This window comes from Bacillus sp. FJAT-29790 (genome assembly GCF_019039215.1).
Taxonomy (GTDB): Bacteria; Bacillota; Bacilli; order Bacillales; family Cytobacillaceae; genus Cytobacillus.
Genome location: NZ_JAHNZZ010000003.1, coordinates 141,613 through 166,626, shown reverse-complemented (window position 1 = coordinate 166,626; position 25,014 = coordinate 141,613). Strand labels below are relative to the sequence as shown.

The 25,014-nt window shown below is 39.4% G+C and carries 27 protein-coding genes and 1 pseudogene; 23 read left to right on the top strand and 5 right to left on the bottom strand.

Features of this window, described 5'->3' with window-relative positions; translation table 11 throughout:
* Window positions 1-188: 188 nt before the first annotated feature.
* Window positions 189-710 carry a MerR family transcriptional regulator gene (locus BGM26_RS17525; RefSeq protein WP_217041501.1) on the bottom strand — a complete coding sequence of 174 codons (522 nt, stop codon included), beginning with the start codon at window positions 708-710 and terminating at the stop codon, window positions 189-191.
* 421 nt (window positions 711-1,131) lie between these two features.
* Between BGM26_RS17525 and ald the strand changes: the two genes are divergently transcribed.
* Together ald and BGM26_RS17515 are read left to right on the top strand one after the other, a co-directional pair.
* A complete protein-coding gene (ald, locus tag BGM26_RS17520) occupies window positions 1,132-2,262 on the top strand; it encodes an alanine dehydrogenase (protein ID WP_217041498.1) in 1,131 nt (376 codons plus the stop codon).
* A gap of 192 nt (window positions 2,263-2,454) precedes the next feature.
* Entirely contained in the window at window positions 2,455-2,838 is a 384-nt protein-coding gene (locus BGM26_RS17515) for a hotdog fold thioesterase (protein WP_302053259.1), read from the top strand.
* A 267-nt stretch (window positions 2,839-3,105) separates the two neighbouring features.
* Here BGM26_RS17515 and BGM26_RS17510 read toward each other — a convergent pair whose 3' ends face one another.
* Together BGM26_RS17510 and BGM26_RS17505 are read right to left on the bottom strand one after the other, a co-directional pair.
* Entirely contained in the window at window positions 3,106-4,122 is a 1,017-nt protein-coding gene (locus BGM26_RS17510) for a DUF1646 family protein (protein ID WP_217041496.1), read from the bottom strand.
* A 261-nt stretch (window positions 4,123-4,383) separates the two neighbouring features.
* Entirely contained in the window at window positions 4,384-4,962 is a 579-nt protein-coding gene (locus BGM26_RS17505; protein ID WP_217041494.1) for a hypothetical protein, read from the bottom strand.
* 577 nt (window positions 4,963-5,539) lie between these two features.
* On the opposite strand from BGM26_RS17505, the gene kapD reads away from it, so the two are divergent.
* Complete coding sequence (gene kapD / locus BGM26_RS17500; RefSeq protein WP_217041792.1) at window positions 5,540-6,160, top strand: 3'-5' exonuclease KapD; 621 nt, start codon at window positions 5,540-5,542, stop codon at window positions 6,158-6,160.
* Between the two features lie 39 nt (window positions 6,161-6,199).
* On the opposite strand, the gene kapB is transcribed toward kapD, so the two are convergent.
* Window positions 6,200-6,580: a kinase-associated lipoprotein KapB gene (gene kapB / locus BGM26_RS17495; protein ID WP_217041492.1), complete on the bottom strand. Its 381-nt coding sequence runs from the start codon at window positions 6,578-6,580 to the stop codon at window positions 6,200-6,202.
* A 402-nt stretch (window positions 6,581-6,982) separates the two neighbouring features.
* Between kapB and BGM26_RS17490 the strand changes: the two genes are divergently transcribed.
* From BGM26_RS17490 to BGM26_RS17475, 4 genes are all read left to right on the top strand, one after another.
* Window positions 6,983-7,615, top strand: coding sequence for a peptidylprolyl isomerase (locus BGM26_RS17490; RefSeq protein ID WP_483297822.1), 633 nt, complete (start codon window positions 6,983-6,985; stop codon window positions 7,613-7,615).
* A gap of 153 nt (window positions 7,616-7,768) precedes the next feature.
* Window positions 7,769-7,981: a hypothetical protein gene (locus BGM26_RS17485; protein ID WP_217041488.1), complete on the top strand. Its 213-nt coding sequence runs from the start codon at window positions 7,769-7,771 to the stop codon at window positions 7,979-7,981.
* A gap of 365 nt (window positions 7,982-8,346) precedes the next feature.
* Window positions 8,347-8,901, top strand: coding sequence for a superoxide dismutase family protein (locus BGM26_RS17480; protein ID WP_217041486.1), 555 nt, complete (start codon window positions 8,347-8,349; stop codon window positions 8,899-8,901).
* 336 nt (window positions 8,902-9,237) lie between these two features.
* Window positions 9,238-9,498, top strand: coding sequence for a DUF1871 family protein (locus BGM26_RS17475; RefSeq protein ID WP_217041483.1), 261 nt, complete (start codon window positions 9,238-9,240; stop codon window positions 9,496-9,498).
* Between the two features lie 95 nt (window positions 9,499-9,593).
* On the opposite strand, the gene BGM26_RS17470 is transcribed toward BGM26_RS17475, so the two are convergent.
* Window positions 9,594-10,418 (bottom strand): alpha/beta fold hydrolase, encoded by an 825-nt coding sequence (locus BGM26_RS17470; protein WP_483297821.1) that lies wholly within the window; start codon window positions 10,416-10,418, stop codon window positions 9,594-9,596.
* A gap of 187 nt (window positions 10,419-10,605) precedes the next feature.
* Here BGM26_RS17470 and BGM26_RS22005 point away from each other — a divergent pair.
* From BGM26_RS22005 to BGM26_RS17395, 16 genes and pseudogenes are all read left to right on the top strand, one after another.
* Window positions 10,606-10,712: pseudogene (locus BGM26_RS22005) on the top strand (hypothetical protein); the annotation flags it as partial.
* A 318-nt stretch (window positions 10,713-11,030) separates the two neighbouring features.
* A complete protein-coding gene (gene yugI / locus BGM26_RS17465; protein ID WP_217041478.1) occupies window positions 11,031-11,435 on the top strand; it encodes a S1 domain-containing post-transcriptional regulator GSP13 in 405 nt (134 codons plus the stop codon).
* 201 nt (window positions 11,436-11,636) lie between these two features.
* Window positions 11,637-11,777 (top strand): globin domain-containing protein, encoded by a 141-nt coding sequence (locus BGM26_RS22000; RefSeq protein ID WP_483297814.1) that lies wholly within the window; start codon window positions 11,637-11,639, stop codon window positions 11,775-11,777.
* A 378-nt stretch (window positions 11,778-12,155) separates the two neighbouring features.
* On the top strand, window positions 12,156-13,025 hold the full coding sequence (locus tag BGM26_RS17455; RefSeq protein WP_217041476.1) for a 5-oxoprolinase subunit B family protein: 870 nt from the start codon (window positions 12,156-12,158) through the stop codon (window positions 13,023-13,025).
* Window positions 13,022-13,996, top strand: a complete 975-nt coding sequence (locus tag BGM26_RS17450; protein WP_217041475.1) for a 5-oxoprolinase subunit C family protein — start codon at window positions 13,022-13,024, stop codon at window positions 13,994-13,996. The genes BGM26_RS17455 and BGM26_RS17450 overlap by 4 nt, the downstream gene beginning before the upstream one ends.
* A gap of 16 nt (window positions 13,997-14,012) precedes the next feature.
* Window positions 14,013-14,255: an acetyl-CoA carboxylase gene (locus BGM26_RS17445; RefSeq protein ID WP_217041472.1), complete on the top strand. Its 243-nt coding sequence runs from the start codon at window positions 14,013-14,015 to the stop codon at window positions 14,253-14,255.
* Between the two features lie 26 nt (window positions 14,256-14,281).
* Window positions 14,282-15,637 (top strand): acetyl-CoA carboxylase biotin carboxylase subunit, encoded by a 1,356-nt coding sequence (locus BGM26_RS17440; RefSeq protein ID WP_217041471.1) that lies wholly within the window; start codon window positions 14,282-14,284, stop codon window positions 15,635-15,637.
* 5 nt (window positions 15,638-15,642) lie between these two features.
* Window positions 15,643-16,407 carry a LamB/YcsF family protein gene (locus BGM26_RS17435; protein WP_217041468.1) on the top strand — a complete coding sequence of 255 codons (765 nt, stop codon included), beginning with the start codon at window positions 15,643-15,645 and terminating at the stop codon, window positions 16,405-16,407.
* Window positions 16,408-16,667: 260 nt separating this feature from the next.
* Complete coding sequence (locus BGM26_RS17430; protein ID WP_217041464.1) at window positions 16,668-17,114, top strand: SRPBCC family protein; 447 nt, start codon at window positions 16,668-16,670, stop codon at window positions 17,112-17,114.
* A 33-nt stretch (window positions 17,115-17,147) separates the two neighbouring features.
* Window positions 17,148-17,660, top strand: coding sequence for a (2Fe-2S)-binding protein (locus BGM26_RS17425; RefSeq protein ID WP_217041461.1), 513 nt, complete (start codon window positions 17,148-17,150; stop codon window positions 17,658-17,660).
* Window positions 17,660-20,005, top strand: a complete 2,346-nt coding sequence (locus BGM26_RS17420; protein ID WP_217041459.1) for a xanthine dehydrogenase family protein molybdopterin-binding subunit — start codon at window positions 17,660-17,662, stop codon at window positions 20,003-20,005. Before BGM26_RS17425 ends, BGM26_RS17420 begins: the two co-directional genes overlap by 1 nt.
* 1 nt (window position 20,006) lies before the next feature.
* Window positions 20,007-20,864, top strand: coding sequence for an FAD binding domain-containing protein (locus BGM26_RS17415; RefSeq protein WP_217041456.1), 858 nt, complete (start codon window positions 20,007-20,009; stop codon window positions 20,862-20,864).
* A gap of 183 nt (window positions 20,865-21,047) precedes the next feature.
* Complete coding sequence (locus BGM26_RS17410; protein WP_217041453.1) at window positions 21,048-21,380, top strand: XdhC family protein; 333 nt, start codon at window positions 21,048-21,050, stop codon at window positions 21,378-21,380.
* Window positions 21,381-21,405: 25 nt separating this feature from the next.
* A complete protein-coding gene (locus tag BGM26_RS17405) occupies window positions 21,406-22,227 on the top strand; it encodes an XdhC family protein (RefSeq protein WP_217041451.1) in 822 nt (273 codons plus the stop codon).
* 11 nt (window positions 22,228-22,238) lie between these two features.
* On the top strand, window positions 22,239-22,856 hold the full coding sequence (locus tag BGM26_RS17400; RefSeq protein WP_217041450.1) for a nucleotidyltransferase family protein: 618 nt from the start codon (window positions 22,239-22,241) through the stop codon (window positions 22,854-22,856).
* Between the two features lie 99 nt (window positions 22,857-22,955).
* On the top strand, window positions 22,956-25,004 hold the full coding sequence (locus BGM26_RS17395; RefSeq protein ID WP_217041446.1) for a sigma 54-interacting transcriptional regulator: 2,049 nt from the start codon (window positions 22,956-22,958) through the stop codon (window positions 25,002-25,004).
* Window positions 25,005-25,014 lie beyond the last annotated feature (10 nt).

Sequence of the window (25,014 nt, the reverse complement as noted above, 5' to 3'; positions counted from 1 at the left end):
TCAAATTCGCCTTGGCGTATTTGCGCCCAGATTTTTATCGAGCTTGCTCGATAAATTCCTTTGAAAAATCTGAGGCATCCGCCGGAGGCTTAACTTAATTCAGCCGGGGTTTGAACCCAAATTGATTTGGATACCTATTTGCATCCATCTCGCAACTTATAGAAATGGGGAACTTCTGCTGAATAAAGTTAAAAGCCAAACAGCGTGGTAATCAGTTTTCTCTTTTTTGTCTTTTTACTAGGCATCTGATTGTCAAAAACCAACAAATGATCTGTAGTGTTGCTTTTCTTCATGCCATTTTGATTTGCTTCAAGCTTTTCAATCCGCACATTTAGCTTCTTTACCTCGTTTTGCAGGTCTTCAATTTCCCGACGATGCTGTAAAAGCTGGTAGGACACCACATCATCTGCTTTTCCATTTAATTTTTGTTCTAAAACATTTATTTTTTCGAGAAGCTTATCAAAGGCTTGTTCGTTCAACGCAGTGTTAGTTGCCCCTTTACGGATTTTTCTTTTTCCTACAGTTACGTCTTGCAAAATGATTCCTTTATTCAGCTGATCCTGAACCTGCCTAAGTAATTGAATATCTTCTTCGGTAAATATATAATGGCCAAGTTCGTTCCGTTCCATCTCAAGCTCCAGTTGCTTTACCCAACGCTGAACCGTACTTTGTGAGACTCCTAACATCTTTGCGACGACACTTGTATTCAACCTGATCCCTCCTTAAAAATATCTACTATCTCACTTTATATATAAGGCTCAATTCGCAAATATTGTTGTTTTAGCCTTAAAAGTTTGCCCGTTGATTTCCGCTCCAATCAACTCAGATAGTTAAATAAAATCACACTAAAAAGCAACAAAGTTTACGAAAACAGTAATATAAAAGAGAATTCTTTATTAAAAATAGGATTCCTTCACAGTTGACAAAACAAGTTCCCATTCGGCAAAGAAAGTGGTTCGGTGACAGGCACCAACCAAATTTTGTCGGTTATTGTAGAAAAGGCGACTTATTGCAGTAGTTTAGTTAATTTATTTATTCTACTTAAAAATTGCAGTTGCTTAATTTTTTTGCAATTATTATACTTAGGTTAGTTTTAATAATAATCAGATTAAATGAAGGAGGAAGTTTTGCATGATTATCGGAGTTCCAAAGGAAATTAAAAATAATGAAAACCGGGTGGCAATGACACCGGCTAGTGTGTATACCCTTGTAACGGCAGGTCATGAGGTATTAGTTGAATTTGACGCTGGTCTTGGAAGCGGTTTCTCCAATGAGGATTATCAAGAAGTTGGGGCGAAAATCGTTCCTTCAGCAGCAGATGCGTGGGCAGCTGAGATGGTCATGAAAGTAAAAGAACCACTTGCTTCAGAATATACATATTTCCGTGAAGGATTAATCTTATTCACATATTTACACTTAGCTGCGGAGCCTGAATTAGCTAAGGCGCTGACGGATAAAGGCGTTACCGCAATTGCTTATGAAACAGTCGAGGTAAATCGTACATTGCCGTTGCTTTCACCGATGAGTGAAGTAGCTGGCCGTATGGCTACGCAAATTGGGGCTCAATTCTTACAAAAAACGAATGGCGGTAAAGGAATATTGCTAGCAGGTGTTCCTGGCGTTGGGCGCGGCAAAGTAACAATTGTTGGCGGAGGCGCAGTTGGAATTAATGCAGCGAAAATGGCTATTGGACTTGGTGCATCTGTAACGATTATTGATTTAAGCCCTGAGCGTCTGCGCCAGCTTGATGATATTTTTGGAAACAGCATTCAAACATTAATGTCAAATCCATTCAATATTGCTCAAGCTGTTAAAGAAAGTGATCTAGTTGTAGGCGCCGTTCTCATCCCAGGTGCAAAGGCTCCGAAACTAGTGACAGAAGAGATGGTCAAGGAAATGTCTCCAGGTTCCGTTGTTATCGATGTGGCTGTTGACCAAGGCGGAATTTTCGAAACTGTTGACCGTATTACTACTCATGATAACCCGACATATGAAAAGCATGGCGTTGTTCACTATGCGGTTGCAAACATGCCTGGTGCGGTTCCAAGAACATCTACGATCGCCCTTACAAATGTAACAATTCCTTATGCGCTGCAAATTGCTAATAAGGGTGTGAAGAAAGCGGTTGAGGATAACGCTGCTTTGAAACTAGGTGTGAACGTGATTAACGGAAGCATCACATATGAAGCAGTTGCAAGAGACCTAGGCTATGAATATGTACCGGTTGAACAAGCATTTGAAAACGCAAAAGTATCGAATTAATCATTTCCCCTTTGGCCCTTTGGTCAAGGGGGTTTTTCTCGTATTTAACTCAAGTCTGTCCATATTTGTACAAAGAATATATCGTCCAATCACTTATTAAAAAACAAAAATGGAGAGGGTTTCCATATTATGTGAAAGTGAAAGAATATACTGTTATAGTGTAAATAGTTGATGATGAAAGGGGAAATTAGGTTGGAATTGCAAAATACATTAATCCATGCACTAGGTATTGAAATGATCACCGTTGAAAAAGGCAAGGTTGTTGCAACAATGCCTGTAGACGAACGAACAAGGCAGCCATTTGGCCTGCTGCATGGGGGAGCATCAGTTGCCCTCGCGGAAACAGTTGCAAGTGTTGGGGCATTTGAACTTGTAGATAAAGAGAAAGAATCTGTCGCAGGACTTGAGATTAATGCGAATCATATTAAAGCTAAGCGGGATGGGGTTGTCACAGCGATTGGAACCGTACTCCACCAAGGAAGAACAACGATGGTATGGGATATTAAGATTGTAGATGAGGATGAGAAGCTTATTTGCGTCTCAAGATGTACAATGGCAGTGATAAAAAAGAAATAATGCTATTTTCTAAATGATTGCTATTTAAATAGACTTTTTAAGAAGTTGATTGGAGCGGAAAGTGAGCAACCTGGAACGGAAATCAACTAGACCACATTTTGATTAAATAGCAACAAAGTTTACGAAAACAGCCAAAAATAAAGAAAGGTCTGCTTTCCTAAGTTGAAAGCGGACCCTTCTTTGTGTGTGGATTTCGACAAAATTCAGGCGGTGCCTCTTATTCTAGATGACGGAGATCAGAAGCCGGAAATCAGATTTAAAAACGGCTTAGTGAAACAAAAGAATGACGATGAAGTACACTACCATTGTAATTAAACCAACTGGAACTCCGAAACGTGCCCATTCTTTACTTGTAATGTTCAGTTTGCCTGCAGCAATGATATTTGGAATATTTCCGGGGATAAGCATACCGCCACTGATCATTAGTCCGAGTAAAATCGCTCTAATTGTAGGTGCATCCATTGCTGGGCTAATTTCTGCTGCAGCAAGTGTTGCGTTATCCAATATTGCGGAAATCATATTGATCCAGTATAGAATAAGTGGACTAAGTCCAAGTAAATACTTTTCAATGAAAGGTTCAAAGCCTGCACCTAGTAATGTTAATCCCATGACGAAAAGATAGATTTTTAGAGAACGGATAAAAATCTCTTTATAGCTTTCCGTTTGAAGATTTGTAGAAAGCCCATTATCATTTTCTTTCGGGTTAATTAAGATTGCAGTTAGTATCCCAAAGGCAATGACTGCTATGATAACATCTGCACCAATTAGTCTAAGCAAATAGAAAAAGTCTTCATTCAACTTGCTGATGGCAATCGTTGATAATGGCTCTCCAATCGGTGTTAAAGCAGCTCCAAGTCCAATTGAGAAACAAGCCAAGACAACAAGTCGGATTTCAGATTTACGGTCAAGGCGCAAGACGCTAACAACGACGACTAGAACAATAGCGGCGATAATGGCCGTGATTACGCTTGAAATAATTCCGAGGATAATAACGACAAGTGCTAAAAATAACCGGAAGGGCATCGCTTTACTCATTCCGAGTATTCCTTTTTCCATTGGCGTTTGACACCATCTAAACAACAGACCGGCAATTAATACAGCCAATGTAATATGTATTGGATCCTCCAGTGCCTTGATAAATAAAGAACCGTCAAGAACTCCGCTAATATACGCTGCTGCAATTCCCATTAAAAATAAAAACGCTTCCAAATTATGTTCTACAGCTCGAACAGTGAATGGTAAAAATAAAACTAATACTAAGATTACAGTTAATCCTAAAATCATTATTCTCGTTCCTTTACTTTTTTTTTATATTATATCATGAAAACTGAATTTTTTTTCAATGATGTCGAATTAACGTTTTTTTTGTGGACTTTTATAATAAATAGGTAGAAACACGTAAAAAAGAGACAATTTTTTTAAAAAAATATTTTTTAAATAGCTATTTTGATCGAAAAAACAAACATTTTGTACTGATTGATTATGGATAAATTAAGTGAGTCAAATGAAAAAGAGGATGAGTCATTCTCATCCTCCTAAGCCGCTTTAATAATAAATGTTCGTGCTTGTGCTTCTTCCTTTATTATGGAAAATCATGATCAATAATGGCACAATGATAATCAATGAGAGGAAAAACATAAACAGGACTTGGGAGAAGGGGGTCATCGATTTGTCAATATTTTGGACATAAGAATCAAAGAAGCTTTTTACTTCACCATTCATCAGTACATTGCTAGAAGTTAAAAATTCTTTCTTGTCTAAATCATAATAGTAAAAATCGGTTTTTTTGAATGCCCAGAGGCTGTCACGTACTTGTTCAAGCTCAACGAAAGCAACAGCAAGATGAGAGGTATATTCTTCAGTGACTTCTTCATTTTCTTTCGTACCGGGATTATCTTTTTTAACAACCTTTACTACTTTTCCTTGTAAATCAAGTCCGTCAATCAACTGTACTGAATCTTGACGATAATAGTGTACGGTATTGCTTAGCTGTTTATTTAGTGCATTTAAGAATTCAACCTTACTATTTGCATCCATACTATTTGCATGAATAAAAGCCGGTTTCAATGAGGTGGACAATGTCAGAACCATACAGAAAGCAAAAATCATCACTAGTTTTTTCATTTGATTTTCCTTTCTTCAATCATATTAATCTTTGTTTATTCTGTATGCACCTGTGAACGGGTAAGGTTTCAGCAAAAAGTAGACAATCCCCCCTTTCTCTGGAAATGTTTTAACTTTATTCAGCAGAAGTCTCTAAACGATATAAGTGGCGAGATGAATGCAAAAAGGTATCCAATTCAGTGGGGGTTCAAACCCGGCTGAATAAAGTTAAGCCTCCGGCGAGCCTTTAGATTTTTTTTAGGAATTTATCGAGCAAGCTAAGTTAAAAATCTGGGCACAAATACGCCAAGGCGAATTTGATTTTTCTAGTACTAAATCTATGCTGAAAGTCTTGGAAATATACAGTGGAGCCATTTATCATTAAATAAAGATAAAAAAATGAAATTACACAGAAAAATTAAAATATTTCATGGTATAATAAAAGAAAAAATGTGTGCCTTACTATTTATTGATTTTTGCTAACATTCCTGTACTTTAAATAGATTAAATGACTTCGAAATTCATATCTTATATAGGATGGGAATCTAAAGGGAGTCTAGAAGTGATCGGCAAATTTTTAACGAAAGAAGGTGAAAACATGGGGGAGGAGCATCGCTATTTATTCATTGATTTTGAATTTACGATGCCGGAAAAGGGAGGACGTTTCAAGGGGTTTTATCCGGAAATCATTGAAGCTGGGGTCGTTTCTGTGGCAAAGGAACGGATATGTGACCAGTTCTCGTCATATATTGCTCCTGTTCGTTTCCCGAAATTGTCTGAGCGCTGCAAGTCGTTTCTTCATATTTCACAGGAACAGGTAGACCAAGGGATTTCCTTTCTTGAACTTGTCAAAAAGCTAAAGGAGTTCAGCGGCAATCAATCCTGCACGATTATCACTTGGGGAAATATGGATATGAAGGTGCTGCGGAATAATTGTCACCAAGCTGGGCTCCCATTTCCTTTTAAGGGAAACGAAGTAGACCTGTCGATGGAATACAAGCGCTTTTTTGGAGATCAGAACCAAACAGGCTTATGGAAAGCCGTCCAGGAATATGGGAAAGAAGGAACGGGCAAACATCATCGAGCTTTAGATGATGCAATGACTACGTATAATATTTTCAGATTGGTTGAAAAGGATAAAAGATACCTTCAGCGACCTGAACCAACAACCATTGGGGAGCGGGTCGATTTTTCAAAACTACTGAATAAATTTGCATAAAAAAGCCAAATCGCATTCGATGTGATTTGGCTTTTGTTCTTATTTGAAATAATCCTGTTCAAGTGATTCGATATTTTTTAGGCTTTGGTCTGCCCATGGGGTAGAAGTTTCTTTTAGTTCCTGCTTCATTTTTTCTAAAGCAGCTTTTAAAGAATCCTTATAATCGGGAATTTCTTCCTCATAATGTTTAACCATTTGTTTTGGCACATTTGTTTGTTCTCTGAATGCCAATGCCCTGCGCTCGTGAAAGAACATAACTTCGGCATCCTTTGGGCTATGCAAATCCCCTTGCATCGGATGCTTTATGACCCCTAATACACGGACTAAATAATGCTGTGGGCGAATGTCCGTTATCTCTCCAACATATTTCCCTGTTTTATAAATAGCTGTTACCTTGTCACCAATTTTAAATTCTGACATGAAATTCGTCCCCTTTCTTTAACTTTATTCAGCAGAAGTCTCTAAATGATATAAGTGGCGAGATGAATGCAAATAGGATCCAATTCAGTGGGGGATCAAACTCCGGCTGAATAAAGTTAAGCCTCCGGCGGATGCTTCAGATTTTTTAAAGGAATTTATGAGCAAGCTAAGGTAAAAATCTGGGCGAAAATACGCCAAGGCGAATTTGATTACTTAATACTATTATGACGGAGAATTTTGGAAAAACAAAGTGCAAAATTTCACGAAATCAGGTAAGCTAAGAGGGGATATACAGGCTTTGTATGGGAAATGCATTGAAAAATTACCGCGAACTAAAGAACCTTTGTATTATGGAGGAGTAACCTGATGAAATTAAGATTATTTGTCCCGATTTTGGCAATCATGCTATTGTTAGCGGCATGTGGAAAAGAGAACGACAATAAAAACACAAATTATCCACAATTGACGAATGAAGTTCAAAAAGGCGAGAAGTTAGTCGAAATGGAAACGTCAATGGGAACGATAAAAATTAAGTTGTTTCCTGAATATGCGCCAAAGGCCGTTGAAAACTTTATTACTCACAGTGAGAACGGCTATTATGACGGTTTGATATTTCACCGGGTCATCAAGGATTTTATGATCCAGGGTGGGGATCCGCAAGGTACGGGTTTTGGTGGAGAAAGTATTTACGGAAAACCTTTTGAAGATGAGTTTTCCGACAAATTATTTAATCTTCGTGGAGCACTTTCGATGGCTAACTCTGGAGCGAATACAAATGGGAGCCAGTTTTTCATCGTGCAAAACAGTTCCGTTGATCCCAGTTTGGCGGATCAAATGGAGAAGGCTGGCTATCCGAAAGAAATAATAGAAGCATATGGCAATGGTGGTACGCCATGGCTAGATTTCAAGCATACGGTTTTTGGTCAGGTCATTGAAGGCATGGAGATCGTTGATAGTATGGCAAATATAGAGACTGGTCCAAATGACAAACCGGTTAAAGATGTTGTAATTAAAAAGATAAAGGTCGTAAAATAAAGGGATTCATGTAATCAATATGGAGATGAGGAGTTTTTTCCTACAGCATATTGATTGGATAGTCTCTCCATTGTTGATATAATTATTCACTGAACGACTGCTTTGGTTGTTCCGAAGGCGTTTTCGCTTTTCTAACAGAAAGGATCGAATGTTATGTTGCAATGGTATGTACTGTCTTTGTTTTTATATTTTCCACAAGATAAATCAGAATATTTTCCGGCGGCCATTAGTTTTGCAGTTTTTTTTATTGCGTGTATTTTGACCTTTCGCTTTATTCTTCGCATATCCAAACGCCAAGCTGAAAAGGCAAAAGAATTAGAAGAACGTTTAAAGCAAGAAATGAATAATGGTGGTGAGAACAGCTAAACTGGGCTGTTCTCTTTTTTTAGGCTCATTTATAAAGATTGTTGCTTTTATTATTTGATTTTTATTTAATAATCTGAGTTGATTGGAGCAGAGGGTACTTGACTCCTCGAAAATGCTATCACATTTCCTTCGTGCGTGGGCAGATTCAAGGATGTAAATTCAGTATCCTGCGGGAATAGAGGAAGCGGAGACCCCAAAGGCGGTAACGCCGAGGAGGCTTCCGTCCCTCCCCGCGGAAAGCAAGTGCCCGCAGCGGAAATCATCGGGCAAACTTTGAAGGCTAAAACAGTCATTATGAATTTCGTTTATTCAATGATAAATTTGGAAACAATAGAGCCATATAATTAGATGGAGGATTTATCATAATGAAAAAAGTTTGGGTGTTCGTATTATTTCTTTTTCTTACAGGGTGTGGAGAAGAAAACGTTAAAAACGTTGATGTTAAAATGTTTAATTCTGTCAACGATTCGTTAGGCACTATTAAATTAGAACAACAAGCAAAGGGTGTAAAAATGAAAATTAATCTAAAGGGGCTATCTCCCGGAGAACATGCCATCCATCTCCATGATACCGGAAAATGTGACCCCCCTGATTTTAAATCGGCAGGAAACCATTTCAATCCCGAAGATAAAGAACACGGACTGCTGCATCCGAAAGGAGCCCATGCTGGAGATCTTCCAAATCTGATTGTAAAGGGAGATGGCAAGGTAAAGATTGATTTGATGGCACCTAATGTTACGTTAAATGAGGCAAAAAACTCATTATTTACGAAAAAAGGGACATCCATTATCATCCACAAATCATCGGATGACGGCATGACCCAGCCTGCCGGCGATTCAGGAGAGCGGATTGCATGTGGTTCCATTTCAAAAGTTAAAAAGGGCCAGGGACAGAAAAAGGCACAGGATGATAAAAAATAGTGGTGAATAAAATGAGAAAGGCAGCCTGAGAAGGCGGCTTTTCCAAATTAAGAAGATAACAGCGTAATTTTATTTAGAAATTGAGAAGTTCTTAATGGGGATTTTATCCATCTAACAAAATAAAGACCATTTTAGAACCAATATCAGCGGATTTTCGAATATATCGCGATTTCGAGTATTATATCAGCGAAATTCTGGATATATCAGAACTCTATTCAACACGGGCCAATTATAATTATATTCATTCATTTCGTCTCCTCTCCTCCTTTTCATTTGTTTAATCTTATTCTATGATAAGTGATGAAAATATAAAGTAAAAATAAAAAAGGTGATTGGATGCAATTACAGGAAATGAACCTTCAACTTGTGTATATGTTAAATGAATGGGACCCATTCGGAATAGGTCCGGGAAATTATGATACAGAAATCGCGGATATCGTACAAGCAATCCATGGATTGGATGATCAAGAAAAACTGGCTCGGAAAATTCAAGCGATCTATGAGTTTTCCTTTGAAGAACTTATTCCGCTTGAAACATGCAAAGAGATCGCAGGGAAGCTATTAGCCATTAAAGATAGCGGGGCCTGCGCCTTATAAAAGGGAATTTCCAGCTAGAAGGATTCCGGCCGTAAATACGAAAAAAACGGCAACCTTAAAGGATTGCCGCTTTTTTCAATATCTCTGCAACAGTTTCAGTCCATAAATTGCTTAATATACATCAAAACCTCTTCTGGCCGTTCTTCAGGCACGAGATGACCTGTTTCCTTCAACACAATAAGCTCTGAATTTTTTAAGTCTTTATTTAACCGTTCACCGATGGATAATGGTACAACCTTGTCATGCTCTCCCCAAATTAATAGACACGGTGTTTCAATTCCATTCAGCGTTTCCACAGACAAGTCCCCTTCCCGGTCCCTAATCATCCTTGTAAGGGCGTGAAAAATATCATCTTCTAGAAATGGAACTAAATAGCCTTGCTCCATATCTTCGTCAATCAAAGAATGATCATAGACAACTTGTCTTAAATTATTCTTTACTCCAGATCGCTTAAGCCACAGTTTTACATACAAGTGAAAAAAGGGGATATAACTCGAAAAAATGAGCGGCAGCTTAGACTTTTTCAGATAAGAGGAGCTGCATAATAACACGGCTAATTTTACAAAATCGGGCCGGAAGTGCAGAATGTTCAAGGTGATTTGCCCGCCCATGGAATGTCCAATCAAGATGATATTTTGCCCACCTAGTTTTTCTACAAGCTGAATCACGGTATGTGCGAGATTTTCGTAAGAGTAAATAAAGCTCTTGGATTTCCCGCTTTTTCCAAAAGGGGGCAGGTCAACGGATATCACATTAAATTCATTTATTAGTAATGGGATTAGGCGCCGATAACTGAAAGTGGATGAAAGGAAACCGTGCAGCAGAACAACAGTCTCCTGGGAAGATTCATGCCGGTAGTGCTCATAGTATACTTTAGTACCGTTTATTGTCGCATTTCCTGTTATGATACCTTGTTTCATTTTCATCCGTACCTCCTTATTCATACGAAAATTATAACTCAGCTATAAAACAGTCATGAGCGTCTACTCTCAATCCAGTATGTAAATGTCGGCCGACTGACAATTTATTATTTGCACAAAAAAAGAAATTCATCCCTAATTATAGTAGTGTTATTGGTATATTGCCCTTTTTATTCGCTATTAATGACCCGGGAATGTTTTTGGTGAAGCGGGGAGGGGCATGTCCGCTGCTCCTATGCGACATCAATGGAGAAGCTGAAGGAAGCAATAAGAAGGATGATCCTGAAAAAGTAAAAAAGGGACAATCCAAAACGGATTGTCCACTTCAAGAAAGGGGGAATACTCGAAAGCCTTTATTATATAAGGATATCCAGTATTCCCTTTTTCATACAAGCTATTTCTAAAAAAGATTGAAAAACATTCTATTTATAAGAATCCTAATATAATTGCGTTTAAATGGAAGGAAAGGGAATGATCCTTTCAATAATAATGATAAAAAGGAGCAAAATAGAGATAACCCTTAAAAAGAATTTTTGATAATTTAGTTAAACTATGGTATAATTTTTAATTGCGAATAAAGGGATAAATATTAAAAAAATTAGGAGTGTTTTCATGTCGGAAAAAATCGAAATAGGCAGTGTTATTACAGGAAAGGTTACTGGTGTTCAACCATACGGTGCATTTGTTGCATTGGATGAAAACACACAGGGTCTTGTTCATATTTCTGAGGTAACTCACGGATTTGTAAAAGATATTAACGAGCATCTTAAAGTAGGAGATGAAGTAAACGTTAAGGTTTTATCTATCGATGAAAAAGCGGGTAAAATCGGTTTATCGATTCGTGCAACAGAAGAAGCCCCAGCTGCTGCAGCTGAAGCAAAAGTGAAAAAACCACGCAAACGTCAAGCGGCTCCAATTAAAATGGAAGATGACTCAGCACAAGGGTTCAATACTCTTAAAGATAAGCTTCAAGAGTGGATTGACCAATCTCAACGTAATGACTTAATTAAAAAGTAAGATCTGAACCGGGCTTAGGCCCGGTTTTTTGTATTTTTTGGATGGGAAAGAGTAGAATACAATCGGTTTATATTCCAAACAATAATCCCTGTTCATTAAAATGCTAAGGAGTGAATGATACATGGCGGAACAAACAGTTTTTGAAAAAGTTGGCGGGGAACAATCGATTGAAAAGGTTGTGGATTATTTTATTCGGAAGGCATGAATTTAAAGCCCGAACATTTCAACGCGATTGCCCAGCATCTCCAAGACGCCCTTGCCCATTTTGGAGTGAATAAAAGGGAAATTGATCAAGCTTTAAGTAAAATTGCCACACTTAAAGATGATATTTTGTATAAATAACGCCCCTGCTAAGCGGTTTTATTTGTTTGGGCTAAATTATTAATGGTTTTTGAAGAAAGTCATGTTTAATTTTATTGCAGATATGGTAGTTTTATTTTGTCTAAGCAATGTAAGAAATTGAAATATGAAAGACTGCAACATGCTTTAATAAAGCTTTGCGGTCTTTTTTGCATTTTTGGCTTAGTCTTTTTAATCGATAGAATCGCGGATATTATTTCAGATTTGAAAGATTAAATTTCAATTCTGAAATAATACAAGAGTAATCAAGACGTTTAATGATTTAATTGTCTGAAAAATCACTAACTTATATAATTTTTATTCTTGGCACATATCTTGCAACTATATTCAGTGTAAATACAAAAATTGAGGTGAAGTCTATTGACCCGTTACGAATACGGCGGCGATGAGTTTATTTTCGTTGAATTAGCTGAGGCAATGAGTCTAGAAACGAATTTTCAAGCGATGGCAATTACTAAGACACTAAGAGAGGAAAAGTTACCAGGAATACTTGATATATGCCCCTCGAATGCTTCCTACATGATTCGTTTTAACCCAGACCTGATTCATCCTGACGAATTAATTTCAAAATTGAAAGAACTTGAAGAAGATGTTTCATTGGAAAATTTCGAAATCACAGCCCGTGTGGTTGATGTACCCATTTTATTCGAGGATCCTTGGACACATGAGGCGTTAATGCGCTTTAGAGATCGGCATCAGGACCCAGCAGCAACAGACCTCGAATATGTGGCACGTACAAATGGCTTTCAATCGAAAGAAGATTTAATTAAAGCGATCACTGATGCTCCTTACCTTGTGTCGATGATAGGCTTTGTACCTGGGCTGCCATGGTGCTATCAAATGGTACCAAGAGAACAGCAAATTGAAGCACCTAAATATGTCCGTCCTCGGACCTATACACCAGAGCGAGCATTCGGATTTGGGGGTGCATTTGCCGTTATTTACCCGGTACAAGGTGCAGGTGGCTATCAATTGTTTGGTATTGCGGCGGCGCCGATTTTTGAAAAAGAGCAGCGATTGCATGATTTCAAAGATTCAATGACCTTCCCGAGACAGGGGGATGTTTTTAGATATCGAAGCATTACGCTGGAAGAATATGAAGGCATTCGAAAAGAAGTTGAAGATGGGAGTTTTCGTTATTTGACGAAGGATATTACCTTTAAACCTAGACAAGTGCTCGAAAATCCGAAAGCGTTTTCAGATTCTGTGTTAAGGAGGTTGTATGCATGATTAAAGTTATTCAACCTGGTCTTCAAACGACTGTTCAAGATTACGGCAGAATTGGCCATTATGAAGTGGGGATGCCTCCATCAGGAGCAATGGATAAATACTCATACCAGGCAAGCAATTTACTTGTCGGGAACGACGAGAATGCCGCTGTTCTCGAGGTCACCTATATGGGTCCTGTTTTAGAATTTCATCAAGATTTACTTATTGCCATAACGGGAGGAGAGATGCCTCCGAAAATCAATGGACAGTCTGTTCCGATGTGGGAAACGTTGTCGGTCAAGGCTGGAGATGTGCTTTCATTTGATTTTGTTAAACAAGGAGCACGGGTATATTTAGCGGTAGCTGGCGGCTTCGATGTGCCACTTATTATGGAATCCAGGTCTACCTATACATTGTGTGGCATCGGAGGTTACCAAGGACGGGCTCTTCAAGCAGGGGATGAATTGAAAATCGGCAGTGATCAAAGGTCAAACATAGCAATTGGCACGCGCATTAGTGACGAATTGATTCCAGTGTTTTCAAAGACGCATGTGATTCGTGTTGTCATGGGATTATGCAGCTATCGTCTGACTGAGGAAAGTAAAGACCGCTTTTTCTCAATCGATTGGACGGTTACGCCGGAAGCGAACCGTGTTGGCTATCGTTTTAAAGGCGAGCGTCTGAATTTTGCCCCACGTGAACAACCATTTGGAGCTGGCAGCAACCCATCTAATGTTGTGGACCTTGGCTATCCAATTGGATCTATTCAAGTTCCAGATGGTGTGGAACCGATTGCCTTGTTAAACGATGCCGTGACAGGTGGCGGGTATGCGACAATTTGTACAATTATTAGTACTGACTTGAACAAAATGGCTCAAATCAAAACGAACGAAAAGGTCCGATTTATGGCTGTTGATATTCACGAAGCGCTGAAGGCTAGAAAAGAATACCAAGATAAAATCAATCAAATGAAGCAGCAAGTATTAGGGTAATTGAGGAGGAGAAAAAATGGCTGAACAAAAAAGAATTCTAACACCGATTCCAGGCGTTTTTTATCGTAAACCAGCTCCTGATAAGGATGTGTACGTAAAAGAAGGAGATACAGTGAAAGTAGGAGACGTAATAGCGATTGTGGAAGTAATGAAAAATTTTTATGAAATTAAAGCAGAAACGGTTGGAGTTATTGAGAGATTCTTGGTTGAGGACGAAGAACTTCTAGATGCAGGTCAGGAAATTGCGGTAATTATTTAAAAGTTTTGCGAAGGGTGAGAAAACAGATGGGGTATTTTAGTAAAGTGCTAATTGCAAACAGAGGGGAAATTGCAAGAAGAATTATTCGTACATGCAATAAGCTCGACATTAAAACAGTCGCTGTCTATTCCGAAGCCGATGCAGAGGCGCCTCATGTCAGCGAGGCAACCGAGGCAGTATGCATCGGTCCGGCTCATGCAAAAAAAAGCTATCTTAACATTGAGAAAGTGATCCAAGTAGCAAAAGAAACTCATGCCGATGCCATTCATCCTGGTTATGGATTCTTATCTGAAAATCCGGATTTTGCTCGCCGTTGTGAGGAAGAAAACATTGTCTTTATCGGTCCTTCCGCGGAAACGATGCGCATAATGGGCAGTAAGCTTGAAGCACGCGCTCAAATGCAAAAAGCGGGTGTAAGAGTTGTGCCAGGCACGGATAAAAGTCTTGAGTCGGTCGAAGAAGCATTAGAGATTGCAGATGAACTTGGCTACCCGCTCATGTTAAAAGCGAGCGCCGGGGGTGGCGGGATCGGGATGCAGCTTGTTCAAGATCAGTCCGAGCTAATGAAGGTGTTTGATGAAACGAGGCAAAAAGCGAATTCGTTCTTTAATGATGGCACTGTCTTTTTAGAAAAATGGATTTCAAAACCTCGCCATATTGAAGTGCAGATAGTGGCTGATGCATATGGAAATGTCTTGCATTTATTTGAAAGAGAATGTTCGGTACAACGAAGAAATCAAAAGGTGTTAGAAGAAAGCCCTTCTCCATTTCTTAATGATGCACTCAGAAATGAGCTGTTGGAAGCAGCCATTCTTGGTGTAAAACAAATCGGTTATACAAATGTGGGCACAATGGAATTCATCTTTGATGAAAATGAAAAATTTTATTTTCTTGAAATGAATACTCGTCTGCAAGTAGAACATCCAGTAACGGAAGAAATAACTGGACTTGATTTAGTTGAGTTGCAATTGAAAATCGCTGCTAAAGAAAAATTGTCTATCACTCAAGAAGATATAAACAAAACAGGACACGCCATTGAATGCAGACTTTATGCGGAAGATCCGGATACGTTCTTCCCTAGTCCAGGAGTCATTTCTCGTTTAATATTACCCGAAAACGATGTGAGATTAGATTTGGCGATCATTGAAGGCAGTGCGGTTACCCCATTTTATGATCCAATGATTGGAAAAGTTATTGTTCATGGTTTAACCCGTGATCATGCAATTACCAAAATGCAGCGAGTGCTTAAAGAGATAGACATACAGGGAATAAAAACAAACATCCCGCTTCTCAAACAAATAATGAAAAATAGCTCGTTTATTAGTGGGAATTACACAACTGAATTTTTGGCAGAAAATAAAGCTCAATTACTTGAGAGGTGACATATTTGTATAAAGTAGATTTAAACTGTGATATGGGCGAAAGCTTCGGCCTTTATGAACTAGGCAATGATGAAGAAATGATGCAATACATTACTTCAGCCAATATTGCATGTGGATTCCATGCGGGAGATCCACATGTTATGAGGAAGACAGTGGAGCTGGCAAAGAAATATGATGTCGGGATTGGGGCACATCCGGGATTCCCTGATTTATTGGGCTTCGGCCGCCGCTACATGACTTGTACGCCAGGAGAAATAAAAGACTATGTGATGTATCAAGTAGGCGCATTACGAGAATTCGCATCAGCAGTTGACGTCAAAATCCAACATTGTAAACCGCACGGAGCCTTATTTATGAAAGCGGCGGAAGATAAAGCATTAGCACGGGCGATATTAGAAACGATTCATGCCATCGATCCGAACATGATCATCTTTGCACTTAACCACTCTGAAGTGATGGAAGAAGCGATAAAGATGGGCGTTCCTGTAGCGAAAGAAGCTTATGCTGACCGAGAACATACTGAAAATGGATCGATTGTGCTAACAAGAAGAGGTTCACAAATCAACGATTATGAAGCCATGGCGCAGCGAGTGGTACGAATGGTAAAAGAAGAAAAAGTTATCACTCATGATGGAAAAGATGCTTCCATTAAAGCAGAAACGATTTGTATTCATGGAGATACTCCGGGAGCTCCTATTTTGGCTAAACATATTGTATCGGCATTAAAAATGAGCGGTGTTGAGATTGTATCCATTAAAAATATTATTTAACAATTTGTTCGTCCACAAATTTGAAAATAAGTCTGCTATAATTAATCTGAATATTTACTGTTTATAGAAAATTTAGAACAATGTAATGTTTATCGTAAAAATGCGATTGGATAAATTACCCAAATTTCATTTTACTAGTTTCATAAAAACCCTCTGTTATCTCTAAACAATAGTTTAAATGAAAATAGTAATTGCGATATTAATGAATCATACATGTTTCAGTTGAGATAAAAAAAGTTCCAACAAGGAGGAGTTTTACCTTGAATATTGAGTATTCATATACTTTCGAGAACATCTCCAGAGAAGTGCTGTGGAAAACAATTCAGGATAAGGAGGTGTTAAAAAGATCATTACCAGGTTGTAAGTCATTTATTGAAGTGGGAGACAATGTTTTTGAGTCAGAGCTCGGCATCAATATTGGTCCAGTAAAAGGGGTCTTTACCGGGAGCGTTCGCCAAGTTGATCTGAAGGAACCAGAATATTACCGTCTGCTCGTTACTGGTAAAGGCAGGCCAGGTGAGATCGATGCGAATGCTGAAATGGGTTTATCGGAAACAGAGAATGGAACGAAACTTACATGTCGTGCAGAAGTAAAAGTGACTGGTATTCTAGCGTCTGTCGGACAACGGGTCATGGGTGGAGTTGCAAAAGTTATATTAGGTCAGTTTTTTAAAGATGTTGAAAAAGAGGCAAAACAACTAGTCTAGCATTATCAAGAAATCATTTAGGAGGTGCGGTATATGGCAATTGAAAATGTAAAAGTGAAAGTAAAAATCAACGGAAAAGAAAGAAGTGCTGAAGTAGAGCCTCGTACTCTGCTCGTGCACTATATTCGTGATGATCTCGGTTTGACGGGTACGCATATTGGCTGTGATACAAGTCAGTGCGGAGCTTGTTCGATTATGGTGAATGGTGAAGTAGTGAAATCATGCACGATGCTTGCTGTGCAAGCGGATGAGACAGAAATTACTACAGTAGAAGGCCTCGGCACAATTGATAACCTGCACCCGATCCAGCAAAGCTTTTGGGAAAAACACGGACTGCAATGCGGTTACTGTACACCTGGTGTCATGATTGCAATGGTTGGCCTTTTAAAAGAAAACCCAAATCCTAGTGACGAGGAAATCCGTGTCGGTCTTGAAGGTGTGATTTGTCGTTGTACAGGCTATCAATTTATCGTTGATGCTGTCAAACACGCAGCGAAGCTAATGGCAGAATCGGAAATGCAATTAGTAGGGGAGGAGCGCTCATAATGACGAATATTGTAGGTGCTCGGTTGAAGAGAAAAGAAGATCCTAAGCTAATAACGGGGAACGGTTACTTTTCAGATGACATTCAATTACCAGGGATGCTGCACGCAGCAATTTTGCGAAGCCCGCATGCACATGCAGTAATTAAGAGCATCAATGTGGAAGAAGCGTTAAAGTCACCTGGAGTAATTGCTATTTATACAGGAAAAGATCTAGAAGGAAAAATTGGCCCAGTACCTTCATCGTGGCTTGTTCCTGGCGCTAATCTGAAAGAAGCGCCTCAATATCCGCTAGCGATTGATCGAGTGAGGTATGTCGGAGATGGTGTCGCGCTTGTCATTGCAGAAGAGCGCTATGCTGTTCGTGATGCCATGTATCTAATCGATGTAGAATATGAAACGCTTCTTCCGGCTATCGGGCAGAAAAAGTCCATGCAAGATCATGCGCCTCTTGTGCATGATGATATCGAGAATAATATTGCCTTCCATTGGATGGCGGGAGCGGTACCGGATGAGGTTTGCGAAAATGCGGAAGTGGCTATTCGGCAATGCTTTAATGTACAAAGGGTAGCCCCTAGCCCAATGGAGACACGCGCAGCAGTTGGGCAGTATAATCCTGGAAGCGGGGAACTAACTCTATGGTGTACTTCCCAAAATCCTCATATTCATCGGATGGTTGTATCTGAAGTGCTTAGCATATCAGAAGCGAAATTGCGCGTTATTGCTCCAGATATGGGTGGCGGTTTTGGCGGCAAAATCGGCGTTTATCCTGATGAAGCACTTGTTGGTTATGCAGCGCGTGATTTAGGGCGTCCTGTGAAATGGATTGAGGAACGAAACGAGCATTTTATTGCATCGAATCATGGGCGCGATGAAATCATTGATGTAGAGTTATTTGGAAAAAGGGATGGGACGCTGAGTGCTATTCGTGTGAAAAATACAGCGAATATGGGCGCATATTTATCAACGATGGGCCCTGGGGTCCCGACGATTGACTTTGGTTTGATGCTAACAGGTCCATACAAGATTCCGTATGCTTCTTGCGAAACGTTTGGCGTGTATACAAATACAACACCAACTGATGCCTATCGCGGTGCAGGTAAACCTGAAGCAACCTATCAGATTGAACGAGTAATTGATTTATTTGCAAGAGAAATTGGGATGGACCCAGTTGAACTGAGAAGGAAAAACTTTGCGCAAAAAGAAGAGTTTCCTTACACAAATGCGCAGGGACTCGTATATGACAGCGGCGATTATGAAAAGCCGTTGAAAAAAGCATTGGAAATCGTCGATTATCAAAAGCTGCGGGAAACACAGGAAGAATTGCGCAAGCAGGGGAAATTAATTGGAATCGGGTTCTCCACATATGTGGAACTTTGCGGTTTTGGGCCATCAGCAGTGGCTGGGGCCATCGGATTCCAAGGTGGTGTATGGGAAAACTCTACAGTCAGGGTTCATCCTTCTGGAAAGGTTACTGTCTTTTCTGGAACATCCCCTCATGGCCAGGGACATGCGACAACGTTTGGTCAAATTGTTGCGGAGAAGCTGGGGGTTCCAATGGATGATATTGAATTTGTATTCAGCGATACAAAATCTGTTTCCATGGGGTGGGGGACATACGGTTCTCGCTCAACGGCTGTAGGGGGAGCGGCTGTATCGATCGCATGTGATCGTGTCATCGAAAAAGCAAAGAAAATTGCTGCTCATGAACTTGAAGTAGCTGTAGAAGATTTAACATTTGAGAATGGGATCTTTTATGTGGAAGGGGCTCAAGAACAGAAACGCACTTTTCAGGAAGTGGCAAAGTCTGCAAATATGGCATGGAACTTGCCTCCGGGACTTGAACCATCGCTTGAAGGCCAATCCTTTTTTGACCCTGAAAATTTTGTGTATCCGTTTGGCACACATATTGCGGTTGTTGAAGTTGATAAAGACACAGGGGAAATTACCATCAATCGTTATGTGGCCGTCGATGATGTTGGTCGAGTTATCAATCCAATGACAGCAGAAGGTCAGGTCCATGGGGGGATTGCTCAAGGAGTAGGCCAGGCACTATGGGAAGGTGCTGTTTACAGCGAAGAGGGACAGCTTTTATCCGGTACATTTATGGATTACGCCATGCCAAAAGCACGTTTCTTCCCTAAAATCGAAACAGCGTTTACAGAAACCTTATCTCCTGTTAATCCGCTTGGCGCAAAGGGTGTAGGGGAAACAGGAACAACGGCATCCATTCCAGCGATTATGAATGCCGTGATGGATGCGTTAGAGCCATATGGGATTAAAGATATTGAAATGCCGCTCACACCTCAAAAAGTATGGCAGGCCATTTCAGAAAGCGAGGGCAAGTGATTTGATACCTTCTAAATTTGATTATGTTCGCGTAAATTCTATTGACGAGGCGATCCAAAAATTAAAGCAGAATAACGGCGAAGGAAAGCTGATTGCTGGCGGTCACAGCTTAGTTCCGCTTTTAAAATTCAGATTATCGGAGCCTGGCACATTGATTGATATTAGTTGTATTACAGAACTGAGCGGCGTTCGAAAAGAAGGGGATCGAATCGTTATCGGGGCATTGACAACCCATCACCAAGTTGCGAATGATCCAATTGTAAAAAAATATCTTCCGGTGCTATCTGAAACTGTCCGCCAAATTGGAGACTTACAAGTCCGCAATCGAGGCACCATTGGCGGGAATATTGCTCACGCTGATCCAGCTGCTGATTTGCCAGCTGCTGCTTTTGTTCTTGATGCTGAAATAGCCATTCAAGGAGAAGAAGGTCCAGAAACGATGAATATCGATAGCTTTATTATTGGACCACTAATTACTATGTTGCCTGAAAATAGTGTTTTGACAAACATTTCATTTGCGATTCCACCAGCCCATACAAAATCAACGTACCTCAAATTTTATCATCCGGCGTCAGGGTATCCAGTTATTGGTGTTGCGGTAGTTGCGGGAGTAGGGGAACAAGATGTGATTGATTACATTAGAATCGGCGTTACTGGTGTAGGGGATGTCGCTTATCGGGCAACTTCTGTAGAAGAAAAGCTTTTAGGGCAAAAGCTATCTGAAACCGTGATTAAGGAAGCAGCCAAATTGGCGGCAGAAGATGGTGAAATGGCAAGTGATCTATTCGCTTCTGAAAATTATCGAGAAAACTTATGTAAGGTGTATACAGAGCGTGCGTTAAAATCGGTATTTTATTAAAGGATGCTGAATAAAGGTTAAGCCTCTGGCTGATGCCTCAGATTTTTGAAAGGAATTTATCGAGCAAGCTAAGGTAAAAATCTGGGCACAAATACGCCAAGGTGAATTTGGTTAGTAAGAATAGGGGCCCTTCTTTCAGTAGCAAGGCCTCTTATTTCTTTTGAATTTTAGGAGGTAAAGGATATGACTGATAATGAATTAATTTTTGAAGCGATGGATCGAACACGAAAATCAGGTCGAAGATCTGCATTAGCTACGGTAGTGAGTGTTGGTGGTTCCGCTTATCGTCGAGAAGGGTCGAAAATGCTTGTTGATGAGGAAGAAAACATTATTGGGATGATTTCTGGAGGCTGCCTTGAGGGGGATGTCGCTGAAATTGCAAAATCCGTGATTGAATCCGGACAGCCAATTTTAAAGACGTATGATCTTGATGAGGATCTTGTCTGGGGACTTGGACTCGGTTGTCCTGGTACTGTAAAAATTTACATAGAACCTGTCGAACCAGTGACTAGATAGACCTGAAAAAAGATGGAGGGATAAAATGAGTAACCTATCACCATTTGATGCATGGATAAGGAGTTTCAAAGAAGAGCAGGAGAGTGTGATGGCGACCATCCTGCAACTAGATCAATCGCAGGCTGGAAATGAACCAGTGCGTCTATTTATTTCTAGAGAAAACGTTTCGATCGGTGATCTTGGCGATGAGGAAATCAATTTACGTGTGACGGAAATTGCGAGGAGAAAATTGAATGAAACAAACCCGAAGTCTGAAACACGTACATTTACACTCCCAGATGGAAAAGAAATTAATGTTTTCATTGATGTGTATTTTCCACCAGCCGAATTGATGATTTTTGGTGCAGGTCATGATGCAATCCCGGTGGCAAAATATGCGGTTTCTCTAGGGTTTAAAACAACAGTTGTTGACCAAAGAGAATTTTATAATAGCGAGCAACGGTTTCCAGGAACAAACAGGCTTATTGTGAATACGAGTGACTTTCATGAGAACATTAAGATTGGCCGCCGAACCTATATCGTTGTAATGAATCACCACATAGAGAAAGATAAGGAAACATTAAAATTCGTATTGCGTTCCTCATCTCCCTATATCGGTGTTCTTGGTCCGCGCTCTCGCCGTGACCGTATGCTGAAAGCGCTTGAAGATGAAGGAATCTTCTTTAGTGTCAAAGAACTGGAAAGAATGTACAGCCCGATTGGTCTAGACATTGGCGCAGTTTCATCCGAAGAAATAGCTATCAGCATTCTAGCGGAAGTAATCGCGAAAAAAAGTGGCCATACGGGAGGATTCTTACAAGGGTCTGAATTTATTCATCATGCAGCGAACTCAAAAACGCCAGTATGAGAGGGAACAGAATGAGTTCATCAATATGTTCAATCATTCTTGCTGCTGGTACATCTACTAGGATGGGAAAATCAAAGCAATTGCTTTTATTAAATGGGCGACCGCTTTTAGAACATGTAATTCGAAGTGTAATAGCGGGGGGATTTTCTGAAATAATTGCTGTAATCGGCTATGAAGCATCCAATATACAAAAAGCCATTACAATTGATGATCCTCGCTTTCGCTGGATCGTGAATAAGGATTACTTAGTGGGTCAAAGTTCTTCATTAAAAATGGGAATTTCAAACATTAGAAAGCATCACGCTGGCGTAATGGTTTTTCTTGGCGATCTGCCTTTTATTTCAGAAAGAACCGTTCAGTCCATTTTTCAATTAGGTAACGAAATGTTACTAGAATACGAGGAGAGTTTTATTATTCAACCTAAGTATCATGGGGCACCGGGGCATCCGGTCTTTTTTGGGCATATGGATAAAAACCTATTTACACAACTTCAGGGTGACCATGGTGCAAGGAAAGTAATGGATAAAATCGCACATCGCATACATCTTATAGTGGAGGACGAGGGTATTTTGTTTGATATTGATACCCCAGATGCATATGAAAAGGCGAAACAATATACTAAAAAATAGGAATATTTCTATTTTTTAAAATTTTTGTATACCTATTCATTGTTAGAAAAATTATAATAAGTAAAAATGAGGTTTTTTTTATAGGAGGGATCGGCTAACTTGATTATTTGGCAAGATATTCTTAAACCGATTTCTGTCTTCGTTGATATACATAGCACTGTAGGAGCGGTCGTTCAAAAATTAGCAGATCATAACACAGATATTGTATTTGTGAAGGATAAGGGATCATTAATTGGCTATTGTACAATAGAGCTTCTAATGAATCAAATTACGCAGAAGGAAGATTTAACGCAGCTGATTAGTTATAAAAATGATATTTTACAAGTACCACAGTCTTCGCATGTGGAATTTTTCCATAACGTTTCACTTATTATCGGGAAAAATGATAATGGAGAAGTCATCGGCTACACTACAATTGAGCAGGCGCAGCATAAAATTAGTGAACTGAAATTGAAGGATTTAAATCTACTTTTGCATGGAGCTGGAGTAGGGATTATCCGAACAAATATCGATTACAAAATTGAATATATGAATGAAACGGCAGAGAATATTTTAGGTTTCCCAAGTTCGTTTTTGCTGTTTCGAAATTTTAAAACACTATTAAATTTCAATAAGAATCTTGATAGAGTCATGAATGGGGAAACACTTGTAAGTGTGAACTCTTCCTTTAATTTTAAACATATAATTGGAAATTTTTATCCCCTAAGAATTGATGGGAAAATAACTGGCCTTATACATATTTTTTTCTTACGAGAAGATTTCGAAGAATCCGTGCAAGAATTAGATTTTGTTCGTAATCTGAACTCGGATTTACAAGCGGTATATGCCTCTTCCCAGGAGCAAATACTGGTCATTGACGAAAATGGTAAAATTATTCGTGTAGCGGGTATGTTCCTTAGTCATTTTTGGAAAGTGGATAGGCCCGAACAAATTATTGGTAAACATATAAGCGAATATACGAAAAAAAACATTTTTCAGCCTAATGTTTTTGAATTATGTCAGAAACAGAAGAAAAAGGTTACGGCCATTCAGGATTCAATGGGGAATAGGAGAGTCTGGTCTGTCGCAACCCCTGTTTATCACGAAGGGAAGTTAGAAAAAGTAGTTGTACTTTCAAGGGACATAACCCAGGAAAATTCCTCCATTCCAAATCATTCTGACGAAGGTTTCAACCATTCATTGCAAGAACGTGATGATATAAACAATAAAGAAAAACAGCTTGTTTACCGTTCGAAAAAAATAGAGCGGTTAGTAGCAGAGATAAAACGAGTTGCTCAATTTAATTCAACCATATTACTCGAAGGCGAATCTGGTGTTGGGAAAGAAGTATTCGCTCATCAAATTCATTCAGCCAGTCCTCGAAGTAAGCAGCAGTTTGTCCGAATTAACTGTGGTGCTATTCCAGAAACACTCATTGAAAGTGAATTGTTTGGTTATGAGAAAGGTTCATTTACGGGAGCGGACAAAAGTGGAAAAGCAGGCTTATTTGAGATTGCTCATAATGGAACGCTTTTTCTCGATGAAATAGGCGAACTTCCTTTAAATATGCAGGTGAAGCTATTGCGAGTGCTGCAGGAAAGGGAAGTGACTAGAATTGGCGGAGTTCATCCAATTTCTATCGATGTTCGGATCATAACGGCAACGAATAAAGATTTACGAGAGATGGTGAATCGAGGAGAATTTAGGGAGGATTTATTCTATCGATTATATGTTATACCTTTTCGAATTCCATCATTACGTGAGCGAAAAGAAGATATCCTTCCTTTGTCTATTTATTTTTTGGAGCAATTTAAGCAAATGTATGAAATCAAGAAAAGTTTTACCCCAGAAGCAATTGAAGTTTTTGAGACGTATTCATGGCCGGGAAATGTAAGGGAACTCCAAAATATTGTGGAGCGATTAATCTTATTGACCGAAGATGAATGGATTCAACGGGAGCATGCATTGAAATTTATTTACGGAGAAGTACAAAGAAAGAAAAAACAACTGTATGTTTTAGAACTGATGCCACTTAAGGAAGCCGTAGAAGAATTAGAAACCCAACTAATTGAACGAGGGATGCAAACCTATCGAACGGCCGATAAATTATCTAAAATACTAGGTGTTAGTCCAGCTACAATCAGCAGGCGGATGAAAAAGCTGAAATAATAAAGGGGGT

Excerpts from the sequence above, each read along its gene's own strand:
- BGM26_RS17470 (WP_483297821.1), bottom strand. The coding sequence starts at position 10,418 with ATGAAACAAGGTATCATAACAGGAAATGCGACAATAAACGGTACTAAA.
- BGM26_RS17505 (WP_217041494.1), bottom strand. The coding sequence starts at position 4,962 with ATGAAAAAACTAGTGATGATTTTTGCTTTCTGTATGGTTCTGACATTG.
- BGM26_RS17425 (WP_217041461.1), top strand. The coding sequence starts at position 17,148 with ATGGCAATTGAAAATGTAAAAGTGAAAGTAAAAATCAACGGAAAAGAA.
- ald (WP_217041498.1), top strand. The coding sequence starts at position 1,132 with ATGATTATCGGAGTTCCAAAGGAAATTAAAAATAATGAAAACCGGGTG.
- BGM26_RS17405 (WP_217041451.1), top strand. The coding sequence starts at position 21,406 with ATGAGTAACCTATCACCATTTGATGCATGGATAAGGAGTTTCAAAGAA.
- BGM26_RS17480 (WP_217041486.1), top strand. The coding sequence starts at position 8,347 with ATGAAAAAAGTTTGGGTGTTCGTATTATTTCTTTTTCTTACAGGGTGT.
- BGM26_RS17420 (WP_217041459.1), top strand. The coding sequence starts at position 17,660 with ATGACGAATATTGTAGGTGCTCGGTTGAAGAGAAAAGAAGATCCTAAG.
- BGM26_RS17445 (WP_217041472.1), top strand. The coding sequence starts at position 14,013 with ATGGCTGAACAAAAAAGAATTCTAACACCGATTCCAGGCGTTTTTTAT.
- BGM26_RS17490 (WP_483297822.1), top strand. The coding sequence starts at position 6,983 with ATGCTATTGTTAGCGGCATGTGGAAAAGAGAACGACAATAAAAACACA.
- BGM26_RS17440 (WP_217041471.1), top strand. The coding sequence starts at position 14,282 with ATGGGGTATTTTAGTAAAGTGCTAATTGCAAACAGAGGGGAAATTGCA.
- BGM26_RS17400 (WP_217041450.1), top strand. The coding sequence starts at position 22,239 with ATGAGTTCATCAATATGTTCAATCATTCTTGCTGCTGGTACATCTACT.
- BGM26_RS17510 (WP_217041496.1), bottom strand. The coding sequence starts at position 4,122 with ATGATTTTAGGATTAACTGTAATCTTAGTATTAGTTTTATTTTTACCA.
- BGM26_RS22000 (WP_483297814.1), top strand. The coding sequence starts at position 11,637 with ATGAATTTAAAGCCCGAACATTTCAACGCGATTGCCCAGCATCTCCAA.
- yugI (WP_217041478.1), top strand. The coding sequence starts at position 11,031 with ATGTCGGAAAAAATCGAAATAGGCAGTGTTATTACAGGAAAGGTTACT.
- BGM26_RS17475 (WP_217041483.1), top strand. The coding sequence starts at position 9,238 with ATGCAATTACAGGAAATGAACCTTCAACTTGTGTATATGTTAAATGAA.
- BGM26_RS17485 (WP_217041488.1), top strand. The coding sequence starts at position 7,769 with ATGTTGCAATGGTATGTACTGTCTTTGTTTTTATATTTTCCACAAGAT.
- BGM26_RS17450 (WP_217041475.1), top strand. The coding sequence starts at position 13,022 with ATGATTAAAGTTATTCAACCTGGTCTTCAAACGACTGTTCAAGATTAC.
- kapD (WP_217041792.1), top strand. The coding sequence starts at position 5,540 with ATGGGGGAGGAGCATCGCTATTTATTCATTGATTTTGAATTTACGATG.
- BGM26_RS17410 (WP_217041453.1), top strand. The coding sequence starts at position 21,048 with ATGACTGATAATGAATTAATTTTTGAAGCGATGGATCGAACACGAAAA.
- kapB (WP_217041492.1), bottom strand. The coding sequence starts at position 6,580 with ATGTCAGAATTTAAAATTGGTGACAAGGTAACAGCTATTTATAAAACA.